Source organism: Afipia sp. GW822-FHT03D08 (assembly GCF_058801645.1).
Window position 1 is genome coordinate 537,603 of sequence record NZ_JBXANK010000003.1, and the last position, 22,721, is coordinate 560,323.

21 protein-coding genes, 1 tRNA gene and 1 pseudogene are annotated in these 22,721 nt (G+C 62.3%); 8 read left to right on the forward strand and 15 right to left on the reverse strand.

Annotation, left to right across the window (positions count from 1 at the left end):
* Positions 1-165: 165 nt before the first annotated feature.
* Positions 166-1,851: a hypothetical protein gene (locus AC1RM7_RS21820; protein WP_024919483.1), complete on the reverse strand. Its 1,686-nt coding sequence runs from the start codon at positions 1,849-1,851 to the stop codon at positions 166-168.
* A 144-nt stretch (positions 1,852-1,995) separates the two neighbouring features.
* On the reverse strand, positions 1,996-3,105 hold the full coding sequence (locus AC1RM7_RS21825) for an ATP-dependent DNA helicase (RefSeq protein ID WP_024919482.1): 1,110 nt from the start codon (positions 3,103-3,105) through the stop codon (positions 1,996-1,998).
* Between the two features lie 194 nt (positions 3,106-3,299).
* Between AC1RM7_RS21825 and AC1RM7_RS21830 the strand changes: the two genes are divergently transcribed.
* From AC1RM7_RS21830 to AC1RM7_RS21845, 4 genes and pseudogenes are all read left to right on the forward strand, one after another.
* Complete coding sequence (locus AC1RM7_RS21830) at positions 3,300-3,692, forward strand: DUF4345 domain-containing protein (protein WP_024919481.1); 393 nt, start codon at positions 3,300-3,302, stop codon at positions 3,690-3,692.
* A 20-nt stretch (positions 3,693-3,712) separates the two neighbouring features.
* Entirely contained in the window at positions 3,713-3,874 is a 162-nt protein-coding gene (locus AC1RM7_RS21835) for a hypothetical protein (protein ID WP_006018885.1), read from the forward strand.
* Positions 3,875-3,992: 118 nt separating this feature from the next.
* Positions 3,993-5,232: pseudogene (locus AC1RM7_RS21840) on the forward strand (aminotransferase-like domain-containing protein).
* Between the two features lie 5 nt (positions 5,233-5,237).
* Entirely contained in the window at positions 5,238-5,789 is a 552-nt protein-coding gene (locus AC1RM7_RS21845; RefSeq protein WP_024919479.1) for an SRPBCC family protein, read from the forward strand.
* 166 nt (positions 5,790-5,955) lie between these two features.
* Here AC1RM7_RS21845 and flbD read toward each other — a convergent pair whose 3' ends face one another.
* The 8 genes from flbD to AC1RM7_RS21885 form a co-directional block, all read right to left on the reverse strand.
* Positions 5,956-7,332 (reverse strand): sigma-54-dependent transcriptional regulator FlbD, encoded by a 1,377-nt coding sequence (gene flbD, locus AC1RM7_RS21850; protein WP_024919478.1) that lies wholly within the window; start codon positions 7,330-7,332, stop codon positions 5,956-5,958.
* A 68-nt stretch (positions 7,333-7,400) separates the two neighbouring features.
* Positions 7,401-7,754, reverse strand: coding sequence for a flagellar motor switch protein FliN (gene fliN, locus AC1RM7_RS21855; RefSeq protein ID WP_006018889.1), 354 nt, complete (start codon positions 7,752-7,754; stop codon positions 7,401-7,403).
* Complete coding sequence (locus AC1RM7_RS21860) at positions 7,751-8,398, reverse strand: FliH/SctL family protein (protein ID WP_006018890.1); 648 nt, start codon at positions 8,396-8,398, stop codon at positions 7,751-7,753. Before AC1RM7_RS21860 ends, fliN begins: the two co-directional genes overlap by 4 nt.
* Positions 8,398-9,498, reverse strand: coding sequence for a flagellar motor switch protein FliG (fliG, locus tag AC1RM7_RS21865; protein ID WP_006018891.1), 1,101 nt, complete (start codon positions 9,496-9,498; stop codon positions 8,398-8,400). The genes AC1RM7_RS21860 and fliG overlap by 1 nt, the downstream gene beginning before the upstream one ends.
* Positions 9,499-9,504: 6 nt before the next feature.
* A complete protein-coding gene (gene fliF / locus AC1RM7_RS21870; RefSeq protein WP_024919477.1) occupies positions 9,505-11,121 on the reverse strand; it encodes a flagellar basal-body MS-ring/collar protein FliF in 1,617 nt (538 codons plus the stop codon).
* Between the two features lie 173 nt (positions 11,122-11,294).
* Entirely contained in the window at positions 11,295-11,570 is a 276-nt protein-coding gene (sciP, locus tag AC1RM7_RS21875) for a CtrA inhibitor SciP (RefSeq protein WP_002714638.1), read from the reverse strand.
* 201 nt (positions 11,571-11,771) lie between these two features.
* Positions 11,772-12,476 (reverse strand): flagellar hook assembly protein FlgD, encoded by a 705-nt coding sequence (locus AC1RM7_RS21880; RefSeq protein WP_006018897.1) that lies wholly within the window; start codon positions 12,474-12,476, stop codon positions 11,772-11,774.
* A gap of 10 nt (positions 12,477-12,486) precedes the next feature.
* On the reverse strand, positions 12,487-14,031 hold the full coding sequence (locus tag AC1RM7_RS21885) for a flagellar hook-length control protein FliK (protein WP_492837332.1): 1,545 nt from the start codon (positions 14,029-14,031) through the stop codon (positions 12,487-12,489).
* A gap of 300 nt (positions 14,032-14,331) precedes the next feature.
* Between AC1RM7_RS21885 and mnmA the strand changes: the two genes are divergently transcribed.
* The 4 genes from mnmA to AC1RM7_RS21905 all read left to right on the forward strand — a co-directional run bounded on the left by mnmA (position 14,332) and on the right by AC1RM7_RS21905 (position 16,872).
* Entirely contained in the window at positions 14,332-15,507 is a 1,176-nt protein-coding gene (mnmA, locus tag AC1RM7_RS21890; RefSeq protein ID WP_024919475.1) for a tRNA 2-thiouridine(34) synthase MnmA, read from the forward strand.
* 78 nt (positions 15,508-15,585) lie between these two features.
* A complete protein-coding gene (locus tag AC1RM7_RS21895; protein ID WP_006018900.1) occupies positions 15,586-16,224 on the forward strand; it encodes a class I SAM-dependent methyltransferase in 639 nt (212 codons plus the stop codon).
* A gap of 52 nt (positions 16,225-16,276) precedes the next feature.
* Positions 16,277-16,648 carry a hypothetical protein gene (locus tag AC1RM7_RS21900; protein WP_024919474.1) on the forward strand — a complete coding sequence of 124 codons (372 nt, stop codon included), beginning with the start codon at positions 16,277-16,279 and terminating at the stop codon, positions 16,646-16,648.
* A gap of 147 nt (positions 16,649-16,795) precedes the next feature.
* Positions 16,796-16,872 (forward strand) — tRNA-Met (locus AC1RM7_RS21905).
* 312 nt (positions 16,873-17,184) lie between these two features.
* Here AC1RM7_RS21905 and AC1RM7_RS21910 read toward each other — a convergent pair.
* From AC1RM7_RS21910 to AC1RM7_RS21930, 5 genes are all read right to left on the reverse strand, one after another.
* A complete protein-coding gene (locus AC1RM7_RS21910; protein ID WP_081758567.1) occupies positions 17,185-17,901 on the reverse strand; it encodes an ABC transporter ATP-binding protein in 717 nt (238 codons plus the stop codon).
* Positions 17,898-19,649, reverse strand: coding sequence for a branched-chain amino acid ABC transporter ATP-binding protein/permease (locus AC1RM7_RS21915; RefSeq protein ID WP_024919472.1), 1,752 nt, complete (start codon positions 19,647-19,649; stop codon positions 17,898-17,900). Before AC1RM7_RS21915 ends, AC1RM7_RS21910 begins: the two co-directional genes overlap by 4 nt.
* A gap of 1 nt (position 19,650) precedes the next feature.
* On the reverse strand, positions 19,651-20,529 hold the full coding sequence (locus AC1RM7_RS21920; protein WP_006018905.1) for a branched-chain amino acid ABC transporter permease: 879 nt from the start codon (positions 20,527-20,529) through the stop codon (positions 19,651-19,653).
* 14 nt (positions 20,530-20,543) lie between these two features.
* Positions 20,544-21,755: an amino acid ABC transporter substrate-binding protein gene (locus tag AC1RM7_RS21925; protein ID WP_006018906.1), complete on the reverse strand. Its 1,212-nt coding sequence runs from the start codon at positions 21,753-21,755 to the stop codon at positions 20,544-20,546.
* A gap of 107 nt (positions 21,756-21,862) precedes the next feature.
* The gene (locus tag AC1RM7_RS21930; RefSeq protein WP_051472491.1) at positions 21,863-22,678 is read right to left on the reverse strand and encodes a sterol desaturase family protein; all 816 of its coding nucleotides are present in this window, start codon (positions 22,676-22,678) and stop codon (positions 21,863-21,865) included.
* Positions 22,679-22,721 lie beyond the last annotated feature (43 nt).

The following is a 22,721-nucleotide window of genomic DNA, read 5'->3' on the forward strand; positions in this document are numbered from 1 at the left end:
AATGCGCGTAAGGAGGTGAGGTGGATATTTGAAAATGCGACGTCGCGAGGCGCGACTGTCTCTGGGGTGGGAGATGGTAACCCTTTGTGGTCCAAAAGGTTCCGTATCATCGCACCTCGATGGCGAGGGCCGGACACAAGTCCGTGTGCCCTCTCTGCGAACGGGTCATTCTTCCGGTTCGCGAATGCGGCGGCGATCCTTCACGACACCGATCGTGACGCCCATGCGCTCGACCCTGGCGATGACTTTTCCTGCGAGAATGCGATCGCAGTTCATGTGCGTCGGCGCGATGTAGAAATCGGCAAGACGCCAATCGCTCATCTTGATCCATTGCAGGTTCGGCCGCGCATACTCCTCATAGGAGACGCGCTCGCCGCATACGGCGACGCGATAGGTTTTGGTCTGCGCGGTCGCGGGCTCGGTGCGGTCGAGGAAGTCGTGAAGCTCTTCGACGGCTTCCGGCATGCTGTTGACCCAGTAGTCGGTGACGAAGCGGCGCGACGCGCCTTCCAGCCCGCCGACGAGCTGGTTGTAATAGAGGTATTCGTACGGGTGCAGATGATACAGCTTGCCCGCAGTCCACGTGAAACAGGTCGCAACGACCGCCAGCCACACGATCAGGACATTGCGATGCAGACGCGCGAGCGCGCCGATGGATGTGCTCAGGCCGATGCCTGCGAGGATGGCGATGGCGGGAAACACAAACAGGAAGTGCCGGCAGCCGTCGAATGCCGGTCCTTCCACCACGACCTGGCAGGCCACCGGGAAAAACGCCGTGAAAGCGATGATGCCGATCTCACGGCGCCGGCGGCCCGGGAAACCGCCGGCCCGCACCGGCAACGCCAGCAGTGCGAGCGTAAGGAGCATGCCACCGAGCGTCAGCAGCGGTAGCCGGATGGCGATGTAGGTCGGCACGTAGGCGCGCGGCACATCGGCCATCTCGTAGACCTGGCCGAACAGGATGGTGCGGATGTGATAGTGAAATTCGCCGAACGACATCAGCCCGCGGACCGGATTGAGCGGAGACAGCGCAGCCCACGGCCATGTCGCGATCATGATGAGATAGGCGATCACCAGCGCAGGCATGAACCAGAGCAGCGAGCGCAATGCGAACCGTGTGCGCTCCTGCCAGTGACCGATCACAGGGCGCGGCAGATTGATCAGGATCGTAAGGCCGAGATATCCCACCATCAGCAGGCTGAGCGATCTGATGCCGAGCGCAGCGCCGGTCATGATGCCGAAGCCGATCACGTCGCGCATACGCGGCGTCGGCAGGTCGCGGCTGGCGCGGATCAGGAAGAACATCGCGCCGGCCATGAAGGAGGCGAGCGGGATGCCTTTGGTGTGGTTGTACATCGCGCCATACCATGAGCCGCACAGCGCAAGCGCAATGATGGCGAAGAAGGCGGCGCGCGGCCCGGCGATCAGCCGTGTGGTGGCGCCCGCGGCGGCGATCCCGCCAATGCCGATCAGCGCACACAGCAGATGGCGCAGTTCATACTGATCGACCGGGATGATGGCGCTTAAGCCAAGCCCCAGGAGATCGAACAATCCGCCGTAGAGATAAAGATTGTCGAGCTTGAACAGCGACTGATCGGTGAAGCCGCTCTTGTAATAGGCGATGATCAGTTCGCCGTACCGATGCTGCACGCCTTCGTCGTTGGAGATCGCGTAATCCTGGAAGGTCCAGATCGCGACGACGACAAGGGCTGTCAGTGCCGTGCAGGAGGCGAGATCGAAGACATTGCGGCGGCTGATCCAGAGCGCATAACGCTTCAGCCGCTCGCCAAGGCCGGCGCCGGCGAGATTGCGGCCGGAAATATCCAGCCCGCCACTTACGGAATCGGTCATCCCCCTGCGTCCTCAGCCCCTTCGCCATGCCCCCATGACGATGCCGGCGTCTGTGGCCGGCTTGGGTTGACCATAGGTGCTAATGATAGGACCGCTCAAGAAAATTGCATTTTGCGATGCGAGATGGAGCATCGGAAAAAAGTATCAGACAACCACCGTTAACCGTTTCGCGGCGCGGGTGATGCCGGTGTAGAGCCAGCGCGCGCGGCTGTCCTGGAAGGCGAAGCTTTCGTCGAACAGCACGACGTCGTTCCACTGCGAGCCCTGGGATTTGTGCACGGTCAGCACATAGCCGTAGTCGAACTCGTCATAGGGCCGGCGCTGTTCCCACGGGATATCCTCGATCCCGCCGCTGAAGCAGTCCTGCCGCACCGAAACCTTCGTGACCTTCGCGCCGAATTCCTCGTCCGGCGACAGCCGCATGGTGAGAATCTTCGACTTCGACGGTGTGCGCGATTTCACGCGCCAAAGTCCGCCGTTGAACAGCGCCTTCTTGCGGTTGTTGCGCAGGCAGACCAGCTTGTCGTCGGCCACCGGAAACGGATCCTCGATGCCCTGCTTCTGCCGAACGCGCATGTTGTACGCGCGCCGTGTGTTGTTGCGGCCGACCAGAACCTGATCAGCGCCCATGACGCGGTCCGGATCGAGCGCGTCGCGCCGCACGACCTCGCTTTCGCCAAAGGTGCCGAGATCGAGGCTGCGGCCTTCGCGCACCGCCATCGACATCCGCACGATGGGGTCGTCCTGCGCCTGACGGTGCACTTCGGTGAGCATCGCATCCGGCTCGGCATCGGTGAAAAAGCCGCCGCCCTGGATCGGCGGCAACTGCGCCGGATCGCCCAGCACCAGCAAGGGGCAATCGAACGACATCAGGTCGCGGCCGAGTTCCGCGTCGACCATCGAGCATTCGTCGATCACGATCAGCTTGGCCTTGGAGGCGGGCGCGTCGTCCCACAATTCAAAGCTCGGCTGCTCCTCGCCGGATTCGCGGGTGCGGTAGATCAGCGAATGAATGGTGGAGGCATTGTCGCAACCCTTGTTGCGCATCACCAGCGCGGCCTTGCCGGTGAAGGCTGCGTATTTCACATTGCCGTTGACGCCCTCCGCAATATGCCGCGCCAGGGTGGTCTTGCCGGTGCCGGCATAGCCGAACAGCCGGAACACCGGCGGCGTGCCGTTCTTGCCCGGCTTGGCCTTGAGCCAGTCGGCGACGGCGCGAAGCGCCTGATCCTGATGCGGCGTGAAGGAGGTCATCGTGATGTGCTGGATACTTCAAATAAGACGAACCGCAAGCGGATAAGGCACCGCTGGCGGGGCAGATGTGCATACCTGACTCGCGGCCCTTATGATGACAAATTATGCGGCGTTTCGTGACGAAACATCCGTCGCCATCGCCGCCGCTTCTCATATATGGTTCGGCCTGAAGATCCCAAATCGACCGGTGCGCCATGGAACGGCTTTTTCTTCAGATTGCCACCGCTTTCAGCGCGCTGGTGCTGCTTGGTCTTGGACTGTGCGGGGTGGCTCTCGGTGTTCAGTTTCTGCATGGCGTCGGCACCATCACGGTCGATAATTACTTCCGGCTTCTCTCGGGAATGATGGCCGGAATGGGTGTCGTGCTTCTGGCCTCGATCCCTCATGTCGAGCGGTATCGCGAGCGGTTCGGAATTCTGACCTTCATGATCATGCTCGGCGGTCTGGCGGAGCTTTATGCGGTGGTGCTGCACGGCGTTCCGAGCGTCGGCGCGATGTTCGGCCTGTTCATGTCATTGATTTACGCGCCGCTGCTGTGGCTGCTGCAACGGCATGTCGCCAGACGCGCTGCACCGGGTGCGCACTGACAGGCGCAGAACGAACGCACATGGCGAGAATCTTCAAGCGCGTGTTTATCGGACTTGTTGTCGCATTTGTTGCGGTGGTGTTCGGTCTGTTCGCCTACAATTTCTATCTCCGATCCACGGCGGGTGACGATCCCGCGCCGCCGGTGATCTACGAGCGCTCCAACCGGCCGTCCCGCGCCTGAAGCGCTGCGGCGCGATGCCGGTTGCGCCCCGACAGTCCATATCTGTAAGTTAACGCCACGCTGCGCCTAGCTGGCGATGGGGGTGTCCCCGAAACAACAATAAACGGGGAGACGCGCCATGAGTTCTGCTGAAAATTCGTTCGACTTCACGCCGCTGCTGGCCAGCGGATTGCCGCCTGCGGCTGCGAAATGGAACGGCTTCCCGAAGTACAATTTCGTCGGTGGCAACAATGACGCCGATCAGGTGCCGGTCGACCGGCTGCTGGCGGCATCGACCGCGGTGCTGACGCGGGAAGGTGCGACACTCGCGACCTATGGGCTCAACAGCGGACCGCTCGGCTATCGGCCCTTGCGTGAATTCCTTGTCGGCAAGCTCAGGCGCGATGCGGGCATTACCTGCACCGCCGATGAGATCCTGATCACGTCGGGCTCGCTGCAGGGCCTCGATCTGGTCAATGCGCTTCTCACATCGCCGGGCGATACCGTGCTGATCGAGCAGGAGTGCTATCAGGGTTCGATCACGCGGCTGGTGCGGCGCGGCGTCAATCGTCGGCATTCCGCTTGATGATGACGGCATGCGGATCGATGCCGTCGCCGCGGCGCTTGCGGATTTGAAAGCGAAAGGCATTCGGCCGAAATACATCTACACCATTCCGACGGTGCAGAACCCGACTGGCACCATCATGAGCGAGCAGCGGCGCGCCGAACTGCTGAAACTGTCCGAAGAGTACGGCGTGCCGGTCTTCGAAGACGATTGCTACGCCGATCTGATCTGGAACGGCAAGCGCCCGCCCGCGCTCTACGCCATGAGCAAGACCGGCGGCGTCATCCATATCGGCTCGTTCTCCAAGTCGGTCGCGCCGGCGTTGCGTGTCGGTTACATTGTGGCGCCTTGGGCGGTGCTGTCGCGCATTCTGCCGATCAAGACCGATGCGGGCTCCGGCGCGCTTGAGCAGATGGTGCTCGCGGAATTCTGCACGGCGCATTTCAACGATCACGTGCGGAAGTTGGCGCGGGGCCTGCGCGTCAAGCTGGAAGCGATGATGGAGGCGCTGGCCGAGCAATTCGGCACTGCCGCCGAATTCGACGATCCGCCGGGCGGAATCTTTCTCTGGGTCAAGCTGCCCGATAACGTCGATACGATGAAGCTCTATCAGGCGGCGCTGGCGTCGGGCATTGCGATCAATCCGGGTACAGAATGGTCGGTCAACGCGGGATACAGCAAGAGCCGGTTGCGGCTGTGTTTCGCCAGTCCGTCGGTGCGGGAGATCCGCGACGGCGTTGCGGCTCTGGCCGAGGTGTGCCGCAGGGAATTCGGCGTGCCCAGCCGCAGCGCGAATGTGGAACGGACGAGTTAACTCTCATGATGCAAAAGATTCTGATCGGTCTGATTGCGATGATCGGATCGTTTCTCGGGCTGATCCTGCTGCAACCGTCAGACTACCAGATTACGCGGGCGACAACGATCTCCGCGCCTCCGCAGGATGTCTTCGCGCAGATCGACGATTTCCATCGCTGGCAGGCGTGGTCGCCCTGGGCGGAGCGCGATCCAAAGGCAAAGGTCTGGTTCGACGGTCCCGCCAGCGGCAAGGGTGCGGTGTTCGCCTGGTCGGGCAACAACGAGGTCGGCGAGGGACGCATGACGCTGGTGGAAAGCCAGCCCGGCGCGCTCGTGAAAATCAGAACCGATTTTGTGAAGCCGTTCGTGGGCTCCAGTTATTCCGACTTCACATTGAAGGGGGAAGGCGAGGGCACCTCTTTGACGTGGAGCATGTCCGGCCAGAACGATTTTATCGGCAAGGCGATCTGTCTCTTTGTCAGCATGGACAAGGTGCTGGGCGCCGAGATGGCGAAGGGACTCGCGGGAATCAAGCGGATCGCGGAAGCGACCGCGAAAAAGCCGGCGCAGAATTAATCCGCGCCGGCAAAATGGCTTTCCCTCCGCGTCGTCTCCGCGAAAGCGGGGTTCATTTTAGAATCGTCATGGCCGGGCTTGACCCGGCTATCTATCTTTATGGACGCATTTTTTTGAAGAATGATGGATGCGCGGGTCAAGCCCGCGCATGACATCCTTCGATTATTCAGGCCGCTGCGACACCGCGCAGTTCGCCGGAGCCCGGCGGCGGGATCGGCTGGCCGTCGTCGGCGTATTCGTTGAGCTTGTTGCGCAGGGTGCGGATCGAGATGCCTAGAATGTTAGCGGCATGGGTGCGGTTGCCGAGGCAATGCTTCAGCGTTTCAAGGATCAGGTCACGCTCGACGTCGGCTACGGTGCGGCCGACCAGCGCGCGGGTCACCTGCTCGGCGGCGAAGGTCGCATGTGCCACGGCGGGCGGCGTCTTCGCCGTGTCGAGGCGATCGCCGTCCGGCGAGAGAATGGCGTCGGGCCCGATCTCGTCGCCGCTCGCCATCAGCACCGCGCGGTGCATGGTGTTCTCCAACTCGCGGACGTTGCCCTGCCAGCGGTTGGTGGTCAGCACGCGGCGCGCTTCCGCCGAAATCGGCCGCAGCGGCACGCCGTTGGCGTCGGCATACTTCTTGGCGAAATGTTGCGCCAGTTCGAGAATATCGGCGGGGCGGTCACGCAGCGCCGGAATTTTCAGGTTCACGACGTTGAGACGGAACAGCAGGTCCTCGCGGAATTTGCCTTCCTTGACGGCGTCGGCGAGATTGCGGTTCGAGGTTGCGATGATGCGGATGTCCACCGGCACGGGGCGAGTGCCGCCGACGCGGTCAATGACGCGCTCCTGAATCGCGCGCAGCAGCTTCGACTGCAGGCGGACGTCCATTTCCGAGACTTCGTCCAGCAGCAGCGTGCCGCCGGTGGCTTCCTCGAACTTTCCGATGCGCCGTGCGATCGCTCCAGTGAAAGAGCCCTTCTCGTGGCCGAACAGTTCGGACTCCAGAAGGTGTTCCGGGATCGCGGCGCAGTTGATCGAGATGAAAGGCTTCCGGGCGCGGTTGGAGCGGGTGTGGACATAGCGCGCCAGCACCTCCTTGCCGGTGCCGGATTCGCCGGTGATCATCACCGAAGCGTCGGAGCCTGCGATCTGCTGCGCCAGCTTCACCACGCGAGCCATGGCGTCGTCGCGGTAGATGAGATCGCGCGAGTCGTTGGCGACCGCGGCCAGCACCGCCGCGATCAGTTCCGGATCGGGCGGCAGCGGGATGTACTCTTTCGCACCGGCATGGATGGCGGCGACCGCGGCGCGCGCGTCGGTGGTGATGCCGCAGGCGACGATCGGAACATGGATATGTTCGGCCTCCAGGCGGATCACGAGATCGCGGATGTCGAGAGCGACATCGACCAGCAGCAGGTCGGCGCCCTTGCCGCCGCGCACCACACGCATCGCCTGTTCACTGTCTTCGGCGTGGGTCACCGTCGCGCCATTGTCCATGGCGATCTTGGTGGCGGTGGTAAGCTGGCCCTTGAGTGTGCCAACGATGAGAAGCCGCATGGTGGTCTCCTGTTATTAAGTCTTGCGAGTGGTCCGGGCCATTTTCGGCCTCGGTTTGCTCAAATGGATCAGGCGCGTTCCGCCTTGATGATTTCAGTCATGGTGACGCCGAGCTTGTCTTCGACGAGAACGACTTCGCCGCGCGCGACCAGCCGGTTGTTGACGTAGATATCGATGGATTCGCCGACGCGGCGGTCGAGTTCGAGCACGGTGCCGGGGCCGAGCCGCAACAGATCGGCGACGTCCATCTTGGAGCGGCCGAGCACGGCGGACACCTGAACCGGAACGTCGAACACCGCCTCGAGGTCGGCGGCAATTCGCCCGGCATGATCGTCGTCATCGTAATAGTTCTGATCATTGGCGACCGGCGTATCGGCGGCGTTGAGATCGGGAAGCGGGACGGTGCTGTCTGTGTCGCTCATGGTCGGTCCTCATGGCCGGGAAGCACGGCCTGATTGCGGGACGCGAGATAGCGCCCCACGAGTTCATTGATCTTCGCATCGATGGTGGCGCGATCGAGCGTCACGCCGCCGTCGGCCCATTCGATCTTGCAGTCGCCGCTGGCGATGTCCGGCTCGGCCAGGATCACGAGCTTTCCTTCGAAGCCATTGCGCTTCGCCAGTTGTTCGATCTGCACACGGGCGGCGTCGTAGAGCGCGTCGTTGATCCGCACCACGATGTGCGGGGTCGAGGTCAGGTGCCGGAAGCAGTCGCTGACCAGCGCCATGACTTCGGTGAGCGGTTCGGCGGCGATCATCTCCGCGCACAGCTTGCGGGCGACCGACAGCGCGACATCGACGGCTTCGGTCTCCATCCGCTCCTCAATGGTCGAGAACCGGCCGGCGATGGCCCTGATCGATATTCCGATTTCCTCCAGCGCCAGCGCCGCGCGCCGGTCGCTTTCCGCCTTGGCTTCATGCCGCGCAGCCTCATAACCGGCGCGATAGGCGCGTGCTTCCGCGTCCGCCAGTTGCTGGGCGACTTCGGCGGCGGTGGCCGCGCGTTCCTTCGCGACGTCCGGTGCGGCGAAGTCGAGATCGAACAGGAATTTTGCGGGTGCGCCCATCAGTACACCAGCTCGTCGTCAGCACGGTTCTTCTGCAGCATGATTTCGCCCTTGGCCGCGAGATCCTTGGCAAGGTTGACCAGCAGCGCCTGCGCCTCGTCGACGTCGCGCAGGCGTACCGGGCCTGCCGCCGCCATGTCGTCCAGCAGCATCTTTGCGGCGCGGCTCGACATGTTGCCCATGAAGAAGTCGCGCACGGTCTCGTTGGCGCCCTTGAGCGCGATGCCCAGCTTGTCCTTGTCGACATGGCGCATCAGCGTCTGGGCCGATCCGGCATCGAGCTTGACGAGGTCGTCGAAGGTGAACATCAGCGCCTTGATGCGCTCGGCGGCTTCGCGGTTGTCTTCTTCGAGCGAGGTGATGAAGCGGGTTTCGGTCTGGCGGTCGAAATTGTTGAAGATTTCCGCCATCACCTCATGGGCGTCGCGGCGGCGGGTTTGCGACAGGTTCGACATGAATTCGACGCGCAGGGTCTGTTCGACGCGTTCGATGACTTCCTTCTGCACCGCTTCCATCTTCAGCATGCGGTTGACGACGTCGAGCGCCATGTCCTCGGGCAGGATCGCCAGCACACGCGCGGCATGTTCGGGCTTCAGCTTCGACAGCACGACGGCGATGGTCTGCGGGTATTCGTTCTTGAGGTAGTTGGCGAGAACCTCTTCCTGCACGTTGGAGAGCTTCTCCCACATGTTGCGGCCGGCCGGGCCGCGGATCTCGTCCATGATGCCGTGGACCCGGTCCGAGGGCAGGTATTGCTGCAACAGCCGCTCGGTAGCGTCGAAGTTGCCCATCAGCGCGCCGGATGCCGACATCCGCGAGACGAATTCCAGCATCAGGTCTTCGACCACATCGGCTTCGACGGTGCCGAGCGACGACATCACCAGCGACAGCTCGCGGACCTCGTCGTCGTCCAGCATCGACCAGATCTTGCCGCCGTACTGTTCGCCGAGCGCCAGCATCATGATGGCGGCGCGCTTCGGTCCCGACATGGGCTTGGTCTTGGCGCGGCCGTTCTGGCGGCTGGCCAGGGTGGCGACGACACCGGCGATGTCGCTGGTGTTCTGGGCGTTGTTGTTGGTGAGCGCGGGTGCGTTTGCCATGTCGGATCAGGCCGGTTCTGAAAGCCACTGACGAATGATGGAAGCTGTTTCGTTCGGGTTGCGGTCGGCGAGTTCGCCGACGCGGTGCACGGACTGGGCGTGGACCTGGCCCTGCACCTGCGCGACGTCGATCATCTGCGCGGTCGCGTTGCTGGCGATCTGCGGCTGCGGATTGGTCGGCGCCGGCGGGGTTTCCGGCAGGGCCGGGAGCGGAGCATGGGCGGCGGCGGCATCTGCGGCGAGCACGCGCTTGAGCAGCGGGCGCACCACCATGAACACCACGATAACGCCCAGCACGAACATCACGCCGAGCTCCACGAAGTACATGATGTCATCTTTGGTGAACTGGAACATGCCGAGCAGGCCCTTCGGAGCCTCGGCCGGGATCACCGACGGGACGTCCGCGAAGCGCAGGTTGACGATCTCGACCTGATCGCCGCGCTTCTGGTCGAAGCCGATGGCGGAGCGGACCAGTGCAGCGATGCGGTCGAGGTCTTCCTTCGCGCGGGCCGCGTAAACCACCTCGCCCTTGTCGTTCTTGCTGTAGCTGCCGTCGACCAGCACAGCGACCGAGATGCGGTTGACCCGGCCGGCTTCGGTGACTTCCGTCTTGGTGACGCGGGAAATCTCGTAGTTGTTGATTTCCTCGCTCTTCTTGCTCTGGTCTTTCGCGGTGGCGCCGCCGCCCTGGCCCTGGGCGCCGGGCAACTCGTTGTTGACAGTGACCTGGCCGTCGTTGGCGCCCGCAGTCGCGGCGGATTCTTCGCGGGACTGGCTGGAGCGCAGCACGCGGCCCTCGGGGTCGAACTTGTCCGAGGTCTGGGTGATCTTGTTGTAGTCGAAATCGGCGGTGAGCTGGACGCGGGCGCGGCCGGAGCCGACCACCGAGGAGACGATGGCTTCGACCTGGTCGCGCATGCGCTTCTCGAACGACGCGCGGCGCTCGTCGCCGCTGCCGCCGTCACCTGCGCCGTCGCCGGCGGCGCCGTTGGCCAGCAACTGGCCGGCTTCGTCGACGATGGAGACCCGCTGCGCCTTCATGCCGTTGACGGCGGAGGCGACGATATGACGGATGGCGCGGACCTGCTGCGGTTCGAGTGCGCCGCGGACCCGCAGCACGATCGAGGCGGACGGCTCGGGGGTTTCGCGGGAGAACAGCGGCCGCTCCGGCAGCACCAGATGCACGCGCGCGGCCTGAATCCGGTCGATTGCCTTGATGGTGCGGGCCAGTTCGCCTTCGAGGGCGCGCAGGTGGTTGATGTTCTGGACGAAGCTGGTGGAGCCGAGGGCGTCGGACTTGTCGAAAATCTCGTAACCGATGCCGCCGCCCTTGGGCAGGCCGCCTTCGGCCAGCTTCATGCGCAGCCGGGTGATCTTGTCCTTCGGCACCTGGATGACGGCGCCGTCGTTCTTCATTTCATAGGGAATGCCTTGGCGTTCCAGATCCTTGATGATCGCCGAGGAGTCTTCATAGGTGAGGTCGGTGAAGAGGGTGGCCATCGGCGGCGTGGTGACGCGCATGATGACAAAGCCGAAGAAACCGACGAGAGCCAGCGTTACGGCGGCCATAGCCGCCATTCGCGCTGCGCCCAGACCTTTCAGGAAGGAAAACAAACCCTGCACGAACCACCCCAGAGATTCGGCTCACACGCCGACTGGGCAGAATTTGCCTATCTATGGTTTCCATATGGTTAACGACGGTTAACGGGTGAGGAGAAAAAGCGGAAATGCCAAAAACCGGCTTCCCGTAAGGGAGCCGGTTTTCGGAAAATTGCGATGAAATCGGGGAGAAAGACTTACTGGCGGTACTGCTGGATGCGGGTGGTGCGCAATCCGGCCAGACCGTGCTGGTCGATGGAGAACTGCCAGGACAGGAATTCGTCAACTGTCAGGGTGTAACGGCTGCAGGCTTCCTCAAGGGAGAGGAGACCTCCGCGGACCGCGGCCACAACCTCGGCCTTACGGCGGATAACCCACCGTTTGGTACCGGGCGCGGGGAGATCCGCGATCGTCAGCGGACTGCCATCGGGCCCGATGACGTACTTCACCCTCGGGCGGTGGGGTTCTGTCATGGTGTACTCACAAACTCGAAACAACTGAACTCGTGGGAACAAGCTACCCCCGGCGGCTTAAAATTTACCTAAACCCAAGCCTCCAATACGATTCTCCTTCGATCTGCCCAAAACGGGACAGGCCGGTCCCGTGAGGGACCAGCCTGTGGATATGAAAAGTCTCGGTCAGGAATTGCGCCGCGTCAGCGGATTGTCACATCGTCAGCTCGACGCGGCCTGTTTCACGACACGCTTGATCTGATCGACCGTGTAGTTCTTGCCGCCGATCGACAGCAGCGCCGGGCTTGCGGTGAGGTCGACGGAATCAACGGTACCTTGAACCTCGGTCGAGATCGCAACGTCCTTGCCGCCGGCATCCTTGGCGGTGACTGTCATCTTGTAGTCACCGACCGGCCACTTGGTGCCGTCATTGCCCTTGCCATCCCAGACGAAGCTGGAATTTCCGGAGCCGATGGCGAAGCTGCCGGTGTAAGCGGTCTGACCCGCTGAGTTGGTGATGGTGATGGTCGCGCTCGAATTCTGCGGCGCGTTGAAATTCCAGGTCGCGTTGCCGTCGAAATGCGCGGTGCTGCCGTCGACGGCCACGGTCTGGCCGACGAACACCAGCGCCTGCGTCGACTGTGCGCTCTGTTCGATCTTGACCAGCGATTCAAGCTGGCTGTTCGACTTCAATTGCTGTTCGACCTGCGCGAACTGCACGAGCTGCTGGGTGAACTGGTTGGTATCCAGCGGATCGAGCGGGTTCTGGTTCTGCAACTGCGTGGTCAGCAGCATCAGAAAGGATTGAAAATTATCCGCGATGCCGGTCGAACTGCTGTTGGTGTTGCTCGAATTCGAACCGGACGAATTGTTTGTCGCGGGCGCCGACGTCGGTATCGTCGGCATGGTTGCTGCATCGACCGCCATGATGGTCTCCTCAAATCCTGATGTCGACGCCGCTGCTCGCTCCGAGCATGCGGCCGTAGGTTCGTCCTGCGACCTGTGCGGGGACGGCGTCTTCTTCGGTGATGACAACGCGCTGCGAATTGCGGCCGGAGCCGTTATCGCCATCGCGGCCTGAGGACGACTGGTCGCGCAGGCTGAACTGCAATCCCGAGTCGCCGGTCTTCAGGCCCGCGTCCTCCAGCGCCTGCTGGAGCCTCGGCGCGTCGTTGCGCAGCATGTCGAGCGTCGCCGGCCGTTCCACCGTCAGGTGCGAGGTGACATTGCCGTGCTTGTCGACGTCGAGGCGCACATCGATGCGGCCGAGCTCCGCCGGGTCGAGACGTATTTCAAAGCGGCTGTTGCCGCCCGCCGCGCGCAGCGCGATGTCAGCGGCAAGGCCGTTCAGCGGCACCGGCGCGCTGTCGGCGAGCGTTGTATTCGCCGCGGGTACGGGGATCGCCGTGAGATTGGCGGCGTGGACCTGAACCAACGATTGACCCGCGATAGGTGGCTGCAAACCAGGTTCGGTCTGCAGCGCAGGCTGAGGCGCGGAAGCAGCAGTGCGGTGCTCGGCTTGCGGCGTTGCCTTGGCAGCGTGTTTCGTTGGCTCGGCATCGGCCGTACCGGATTCCGCAGCCGCCTTGTCATGCTGCGCCGGCTTGTCGTCTGCATTCGATGCAGCGGTCTCCGGCTTGACGGTCTGATCCGGCACCGGCTTGGCCGATGGATCGGCAGCCCGCTTGCCGTCCTTGCCATCCTTTGCGGGCGCGGTCTCCGTCGTCTTTGCCGGGATTTCGGTCTTGCCGCCGTCGGACTTGATGACGGTGGTTGCCGCAGCGGTCGCGGCTGTTGCTCCCGGCGTGGCGGCGACCGCTGGAGCTGACGGATCGGCTGCGGTGGTTGCACTGGTGATCGCGGCCTCCGCAACTGCCGCTGCCTGCGCGGCCGATGCGTCGGCGGGCGTGATAACGGCCGATGTACCGGTGATCGCCGCCGTTGCAGCGGTCGTCGCGGCAGACGCTGTTTCGTCTGCGGCTGCGGCAACCGGATTGGCTGCGGCGGTGATCACGACCGCGACCGGATCGGTGACGATGGCTGGAATTACCGGAATCGCGGTGCTCGCGGCGGCGTCATCGCTGCCGGATTTGTCGTCGGTTTTCGCGGCGTCAGACGCGGTTTTATCCTTGCCGTCGGTCTTGCCGCCGGTTGCCTTGGCATCGGCCGGTGTGGAGGGGCCGGCATCCTGCTGCGCGGCGCTCGAATCCTTGTTCGCGGAGGTGGGGCTATCGGCCTGCGGCCTGTCCTTGCCGGGAGGGGGGGCATCGGCCTGCCGCGTGTCGCGGGAGTCGCGGCGAGGCGCGGCCGGCGTATCCGGCGCGGGGCGGGGGTCGGAGCTGGCGTTAGCGTTGGCGTTGCTGTCCACCAGTGCGGCGAACCCGTCCGAGGGCGGCTGTTCGGCGCGTGTCTGCCTCGCCTGCGGATCGAAAGCGGCATAGGCGGGCTTGGATGCGGCTGGTTCCGGGGTAACGCTGAACACGGGCGGCCTTTCAGGTGATTGCTTCCTTTGTTGAGCAAGGACCGGGCCACCGGCAATGGATTATAAAGACGATATATTTCAATGGCTTGCTGGGTAACGGCCATGGCGGAGGCGGGCGTGGAACCGGGGGCTTTCTGCCCGGCGGCAAGATTTTCCCCCCAAAAGAGCCGGGTTTAATTGCAATGGATCAAGGCCGACCGTGATTGCCTCGGCTAGGGTCGGACTATAAGTAAAGTGCGAACCCAGAAATGACCGGTTGCGGGCGGTAGTGGCCCGGCAACAGCAAGATCGGCCCCTGTCATGCTCAACAGCCTCGACCTCGAAGGTCGCCCGGAAGACACCCGGGTCGTCGTCGCCATGTCCGGCGGTGTCGATTCGTCGGCGACCGCCGCGCTGCTGAAGGCCGAAGGCTACGACGTGGTCGGCATCACCTTGCAGCTTTACGATCATGGCGCCGCGACCCACCGCAAGGGCGCCTGCTGCGCGGGCCAGGACATTCACGACGCGCGCGATGTCGCCGCGCGTCTCGGCATTCCGCATTACGTGCTGGATTACGAGAGCCGTTTCCGCGAGTCGGTTATCGAGAGCTTCGCCGAGAGCTATGTGCACGGCGAGACGCCGGTGCCCTGCATCGAGTGCAACCGCTCGATCAAGTTTCGCGATCTGCTGAGCACCGCCCGCGAACTCGGCGCCAAGGCGCTCGCCACCGGACACTATGTCGCGTCGCGCCGTCTGGAAGACGGATCGCGCGCACTGGTCTGCGCCGCCGATGCCGATCGCGACCAGAGCTACTTCCTGTTCGCGACCACGCACGATCAACTGGCCGACGTGCGCTTTCCGCTCGGCGACATGACGAAGGCGCAGACCCGCGAACTCGCGCGCCGCTTCGGACTGTCGGTCGCCGACAAGCACGACAGCCAGGACATCTGCTTTGTGCCGACCGGCCGCTACACCGATGTGATCGAACGCCTGAAGCCGAACGCCATGGAGCCGGGCGACATCGTCGATCTCAATGGCCATGTGCTCGGCCGCCATCAGGGCATCGTCGGTTTCACCATCGGCCAGCGCCGCGGCCTCGGCATCGCGGCGAGCGCGCCGCTGTATGTCGTGCATCTCGATGCACAGACGCGCCGTGTTGTGGTCGGCCCGCGCGAGGCGCTGAATGTCCGCCGTATCCTGTTGCGCGACGTCAACTGGATCGGCGGCGGCGATCTGAATTCTGCGATCGGCGACGGCCTCGAGATGTTCGTCAAGGTGCGCTCCACCCGTCCGGCGCAGCCGGCCTGGCTGCGCCGCGTTGGCGGTGCTTATGAAGTCGAACTCGTCGACGGTGAAGAAGGCGTGTCGCCGGGACAGGCCTGCGTGTTCTACGATGCGCCTGCGGGACAGGCGCGCGTGCTCGGCGGCGGCTTCATCAGCGCCGCGCCGCGCGACCTTGTGTCAGTGCCGCGTCAGCGCGAAGCCCTTGCCGGATAACGTCTGGTCCTTCAAGAATAAGGGACTTCCGGCCGATCGTGCCGGACAAGAACAAGTGTTGCGTAACAGGGCGGGGACATGACCAACGACATCGATCGTGCCGGAGTGGCGAAGGCCTACGCCGCATGGGCGCCGGTTTACGACATGGTGTTCGGCAAGGTGTTCGACGAGGGCCGCAAGTCCACCATCGCCGTCGCCGATGCGATCGGCGGCCGTGTGCTGGATGTCGGCGTCGGCACCGGATTGTCGCTGTCGGATTATTCGCGCACCACGAAGCTCCATGGCGTCGATATTTCCGAGCCCATGCTGCGCAAGGCGCAGGAGCGCGTGCGCGCACAAAACCTCACCAATGTCGAAACGCTATCGGTGATGGATGCAAAGAACCTCGCATTCCCGGACGGCACGTTCGATGCGGTGGTGGCCCAATATGTCATCACGGCGGTGCCGGACCCGGAAGCGACGCTCGACGATTTCATGCGCGTGCTGAAGCCGGGCGGTGAACTCATTCTGGTCAATCACATCGGCGCGGAAAGCGGCCCGCGCAAGATCTTCGAACTCGCGTTCGCGCCGCTGGCGCGGCGGCTTGGCTGGCGGCCGGAATTTCCGTGGGCGCGGCTGGTGAACTGGGCTGCGAAACACGGCGGCGTGACACTGGTCGAGCGCCGTCCGATGGCGCCGATGGGGCACTTTTCGCTGATCCGCTATCGCAAGGGCTGATTGCCGCGATGTGTCGCAGGGAACATCTCCGCCGCGACGCCGTTTCCGTTCCATGACTATAAAGCTTCCGATTGCCGTAAGCGCCGCGCTGATGGTGTTGCCTGCTGTGGCGTTTGCGCAGGCGCCGCCCGCGCCGGCGACGCCCCCGGCGCAAACTGCGCCGCCAAATCCCGACCGTGCAGCCTCGACGAACTGCACGCCGACCGAGGCTGTTCCGCACGAAGGCACCGTCGCGCCGCGAGGAACCACGACAGGACGCGCGCCGGAATCGCTCGGCGACCGGCTGGCGAAATCCGATGGCGTGCTGTGCCCTCCGCCGGGTGTCGACCCCGAGATGCACGCGCCGACCCCTCAGGGCGGGACCATGCCGGTGATTCCGCCGCCTGGCAGCCCCGGAGGCGATCCCTCGGTGCGGCCAAAGTAAGGTTTTTAAGCCTTCGCGCGTGCCGATTCCCGGAGAATGCGCATGCAAGGCCAATCAGTGGGCGCTTTCAGCCATCGTTGCTTGACAGGCATTTGGGTGACTTCTTATATGCCGCCGTTCGCGACCGCGAAGGCGGTCTGGACGTGTGGCGAGGTAGCTCAGCTGGTTAGAGCACGGGAATCATAATCCTGGGGTCGGGGGTTCGAGTCCCTCTCTCGCTACCATCACACCCCCCGCACTGGAACGATCAAAGAACGACGGTTCTCCGAGCAGGCTTTCGGGGTGTCCTTTCAGACGGATCATGGGCGGCTGACCGGCTGGCGCCGGAACAACGGTGGTCGTCTCGATCACGTCGCGAATGGACCGAGCCAGTCCCTCGTGACCTGCCTGCAGGTCCTCGCCCACGAAGTCCGCCGACGTATCGATCAGTTTTCGGAACGAGCGGGAGTAGGCCAACACCTCGTCGTGGGGACGCTTGCCCCGGAGGCGTTCGAGGTGCGCGGCGTAAAGGTCGCGTTCCGCGAGCAGATCGCTCGTCAATCCAATCCGAGAAACTTGTCGCTGAAGCTGGCGTCACCGAGCAGCAACTCGCGCGTGCCCTCAAGGACGACGCGGCCGCTCTCGATGACGTAAGCACGATCCACGAAATCGAGCGCGCGATGGATATTCTGCTCGACCAGCACAATGGTCATGCCGTCTGCTGCGATGCGTCTGAGGGCTTGCATGACTTCATCGACCAGCAGCGGAGCTACGCCGAGGAACGGCTCGTCGAGCAGCAAGATGCGCGGTGACGTCATCAAAGCGCGCCCAATGGCGACCATCTGCTGCTGGCCACCGCTCAGCTCGCCTGCGTTCTGCCCGTTCTTTTGCTTCAGAACTGGAAACAGTCCGTAGACCTTATCGAGGTTCTCAGCGAGGACACATCGCGCGCCCGGGAGATAAGCACCCATCTCGAGATTTTCGCGAACGGTCATTTCAGGAAACAGCCTGCGACCTTCAGGCACAAGCGCAAGTCCGTGTGTCACGCACTCGGTCGGCGATTTGCCTGCGAGCTGGTGTCCGAGAAGTCGTATCTCCCCGGACGTGGGCGGATAAAGGCCGATCAGTGCGCCGAGTGTCGTGCTCTTGCCTGCACCGTTTGCACCGAGAATGCCGACGCACTCGCCCTTGGCGACACGGAAGGAGACGTCCCACAGCGCCTGCAGGCTGCTGTGGGAGACAGAAAGATTCGAAACTTCAAGCATATTGGTCATGCGACGTTCGCCGGGCCGGTTCCGAGATAGGATTTCAGGACTTTGGGATCCTTAACGGCTTCTGCAAGCGGGGCATCGGCAATGACGACGCCCTGCTCCAGCACGATGAGGCGGTCGACGACCTGCGCGAGCGCCGAGAAGATGTGCTCCACCCACATGACCGTGATGCCGTAGGTATCGCGGATGTCCCGTATATGCCCGACAAACTGCTTCACCTCAGCGGGCGTCAGTCCGGATGCAACTTCATCCACCAGCAGCAGCTTCGGCTTGAGCGCAAGTGCACGGGCCAGTTCGAGGCTCTTCTTTTCCTGCAAGGTGAGTGAGTCGGCGCGACTTGACAGCCGGTCTTGAAGTCCGACGAACGCCGCGAATTGAGCGCTTTCTTCGAAGGCGGTGCTGAGTGCTTTGTTGTCGGCGCGATAGGTCAGCGCGATTGCGATGTTCTCGAGTACGGTGAGGTCGCCGAACGGGCGTGGATTCTGGAAGGTTCGCCCGACGCCGACGCGCGACACCTCGTCGCGCCGTAAGCCGTCGATGGGGCTGCCGTCGAAGATTATCGTTCCCGTGGGCTCATAGACTTTCGATATGCAGTTGAAGAGCGTGGTCTTTCCGGAGCCGTTGGCGCCGACCAGCCCGACGATCTCGCCCTGGCGGATTTTGATGTTCACTGCGTTGACCGCAATGTTTCCACCGAAACGCATGGTGAGGTCGCGGGTCTCGAGCAAGACGTTCCCGCGCTCGTTCGAGGTCCTGATCGGGAGTTGGCCTGCATGCAGCGGCACGACATTGGATGGCTTGCCAATGTCGCGGTGATGATCCCGCGATAGCAAGCGAACGAGTGGGATGTTCTGGGCAAATTGCGCCCGCAGCAATCCGCCGGGCATAAAGCGGCCGATCAGGAGGATAACAAGACCATAAACGGTTGCCTGCAAGATGGTTATATTGACGAGAAGCCATTGCTGCAGGGCGAACAGGATCACGACGCCGACAACAGGTCCCCAGCGTTTACCGGAGCCGCCGAGGAGAGCCATCGAGATGGGAACCAGCGCGACGTTCAGGCCAAACACCGTCGGCGGATCGATATAGCTGAGCTGCCAGCCCTGAATGGCGCCCGCCAACGCAGCAAATGCGGCACTCAGCACAAGCACCGCGAGCTTGGCCGGGAAGATGCGGATTCCCACGATCTCCGCTGCCAGTTCATCGTTGCGAATGCTCTTGAGGGCATAGCCGAAGCGGCTGGATGTCAGCATGCCGGTCAGCAGGAATGTCACGACGGCGAGGATGAGAGTGAGGTAGAACGCGGTACCCAGCACGTAGTGCGGCGGAAGCACAATTCCGTCTGCTCCACCGGTGACCGGAGTCAGATTAAAGGCAAGCAGTTCAAACAGCGGAAGCAGCGCGAGTGTGGCGAAAGCAAAGTAATCGCCGCTCAATCGGAACAGGGGAAAAGCGAGCAAGGCGGCGACTGCTGCCGTCAACACGCAGGCCACGCCGAGACACACAGGCATCGGCACGCCTCTGACGAGCAGAATGCAGAAAACGTACGCGCCGAGGCCGTAAAATACGAAATGGCCGAGATTGACGTAACCGGCTTCGCCGCCAACCCAGTCCCAGCTTTGCGCGAGGACAAAGGCAACCAGCAACGTCATGCCAATGCTTGTTGCATAGGCAATGCCGAGCAGGGGAAGCGCCGCAAAAGCCGCGACAACGACAATTCCGGCGGAGAAAGCGAGAGAGCGGCTCGGCATGTCAGGCTCTTTTCCAGGAGGTAAGCCCGCGCGGGAACAGCACAAGGATCAGGAGGAGAAGGACGATGCTGATGGCCGGCGCCCATTCAGAGGACCAGAAGAAGGCCGTAAAGGCCTCGGCGAGGCCGAGCAACAGGCCGGCGATCAGCGCGCCAATCAGGTTTCCGATTCCGCCCAGAACGATGATGGTGAATGCCTTCACGGTCAGATGAAATCCGGCGTAAGGATCGATCGGGAACGTCATGGCATAAAGAACGCCGGCAATGGCCGCGAGTGCGGAGCCGAGACCGAACGTCATCGCGTGGACCCGGGCGCTGCGTACGCCGCAGATCTCGGAGCCCACATGATCCTGCGTGACGGCACGAACGGAGCGGCCGAACCATGAGCGCTGAAGGAAAAAATGGAGTGCGATCGTAAACAACGTAATGCCTGCAAGCATATAAGCCTGCGACGTCGGGATCAGGATGTCGCCGATCTCGAAAACATCCGAACGGATCGGGATGTTGCGCGGTCGGGGGCCTGCAAGCCACGCGGCGACGTCGCTCAGGATGATCAGCGCGCCAACCGTCGTCAGCACGGTGCCGACCGTGGTCTGGAAGTGGTTGCGCTTGCGCAACGGACTGAGCAGAAAAAGGAAAAACCCGCAGCCGAACAGAAAGAACACCGGAACGAGGATCACCAGCAACACCACCGGATGCCAGTTGAGCGCGGCATAAAGCACGCTGGCCGCGATGCCGGCGGTTGCGAGCAATGTTCCGTGCGCGAAGTTGAGAATGCGCGCCACGCCATAGATCAGGGACAGGCCAAACGCGAACAAGGCATAGAGGCCTCCGATGAGGAGGCCTCCAATGGCGACTTGTGCCACAATGTCAAAAGACATGATGCGGTCTTTACTTATTGCCAGCTAGGCGATGGCCAGCGCAGCTTGCCGGTTGCGGATTTCTGCGGCCACACGACGGCGACTTTTCCGTCCTGTATCTGGATCGTGAACGCGCCGTTCGTGGTCGGGAAGCCGGTATCGTCGAATACGACATCGCCGGTCGGAGCCTTGAACGTTCCCTTCGTCAGCGCTGCGCGAACCTTTTCGCGGTCGACGGCGCCGGCGCGTTCGATGGCCTGCACCATGACCAGATAGGACGAAATGCGGCCCATGGTGAAAATGCTCTCGAACATATCGACTTTCGATCGCTCGAGAACCCGCTTGACCAGATCGCTGTAGTCACCGCCGATGCCGGGATACCACGCCAACTCGCCGGTCATTCCCTCGACATCCTTGCCGGTTTGACGGGCGAGCGCGCCCGTCAGCATGGTGTGATGAACGTCCATCGCCTTGATGCGCTGTTGGCGCATCTGCTGAACCAGCGGCCCGGAGACATTATCGAACGATGCGATGTAGACGATGTCAGGCTTGGCGGCGCGGACCTTCAGGACGATGGCGCTGAAGTCCTTGGTATCGGCCGGGAACATCTCGCGTCCAACAATCTGTAAGCCGGTGGCTTCGGCCTTCTTGCTCCAGGTTTCCGTGATTGCCTTCATCACAGGATTATCGTGGGTGACAAAGAAGATCGTTTTCGGCTTCGGCTGAACGTTCGCGATCATGTCGAAGTAACGCTCGGACCAGAGCGGCACGACTGGATAGGGCGTGCCCCACATGTATTTCAGTCCGCGTTCGTAGGCCGACTTGGTTGCAACATTTGCTGCGACCAGAGGAATCTGATTTCGCTCGGCCACTGTCGGCACCGGTAAACCCAGCGACGTCCAGTCGGGTCCGAGGAAGAAGTCGACCTGGTCGACAGTGGCCATCTTTTCATAAAGAGAGACGGCGGTGGTGGGATTGCTCTGGTCGTCATAGATGACAACCTTGACTGGTAGCTTCTTGTCGCAGGACTTGACGAAAATGCCGCCATCCTTGTTGATCTCGTCGAAGAAATTTTCCGTCATCTGACGCCAGCGATCGGTGAGCGTCGAGAACGGGCCCGTCTCGGAAATGGTGGTGCCGAGCAGGATCGGGTCGGTGCAACTTCCGACTTTGGCGGCTGCCGGCGACACAGTGCTGACAATGGCTGCAAAGAGACTGCCGCAGAGTGCGGCATGGACAATTTTCATTTTTTCCCCCGAAGTATTATTTTTATGCTGCAAGCTATTGTCCATCGAACTATCAGCGCAAATAGTCATTTATGATGAACGACATCATCTGCGCTGATAGCGATGTTTCAACGCGCTACGGCTCCTTCGTTGTGTGCATCGAGCTGAGGCACAACAATCTCCGGGTCGTTCGGCAACAGATCCTTGCGCATGTACTTGTTCGAGTTGCCGTTAAACAACGTGCCGATCAAGCCGCGATCAAGATCACTCGTCCCGAATAGTGCGTCGCAGATCGGAAAGGTGAGGTTGAAGTTGCGGGTCTGCATGAATCCCAACACGTGATGGATATAGTGCATGCGCCGGACCGTGTTGATGAGCGGGACATACTTGAGAAACGGATAGTCCTCGTCATCGAGGTGCGACAATGTATGCAAACCCTCATACAGGAGATAGTAGGCCGACATCGTAAATACGACGATGTAACCGGCGTTCGCATTGACCAGCAGGCCGAAGATAAGCGCGGCGGGCAGTGACGCGAGCACAAAACCGAGCGGCGCGAAAGGCGGAAAGAGAAGTGCCCGCCATTCCTTGTGCCCATTATATCCAAGATCGTGATGAGTGAAGAACTGGTGATGCACAGTGCAATGGCGCTTGTAGATCATCTCCAGTCCCTTGACCGGCCGATGCAGGATGTAGCGGTGTGCGGCCCATTCGATCCAGTTCCCGAACAATGCGATCGGAATGACCAGCCACCATTCCCATGTCGCGTTATGGATATGCTGCCAGCAATAGAAAAGAGTGCCGCCAGTAATGAGCAGCGTAAAGCAGAGATGGATCGCGCCGTGGTACCACGGCGGGGTTTCCTCGACGAACTTTTGACGGAATACTTGCTGACGGCGCTGTTCGCGCAGGTCACGGTTCTCATCCTGAAAAACGACATCCATTTTCATATTTTCCTCCAGACCCCGCTTTGCGCGGGAATTGACC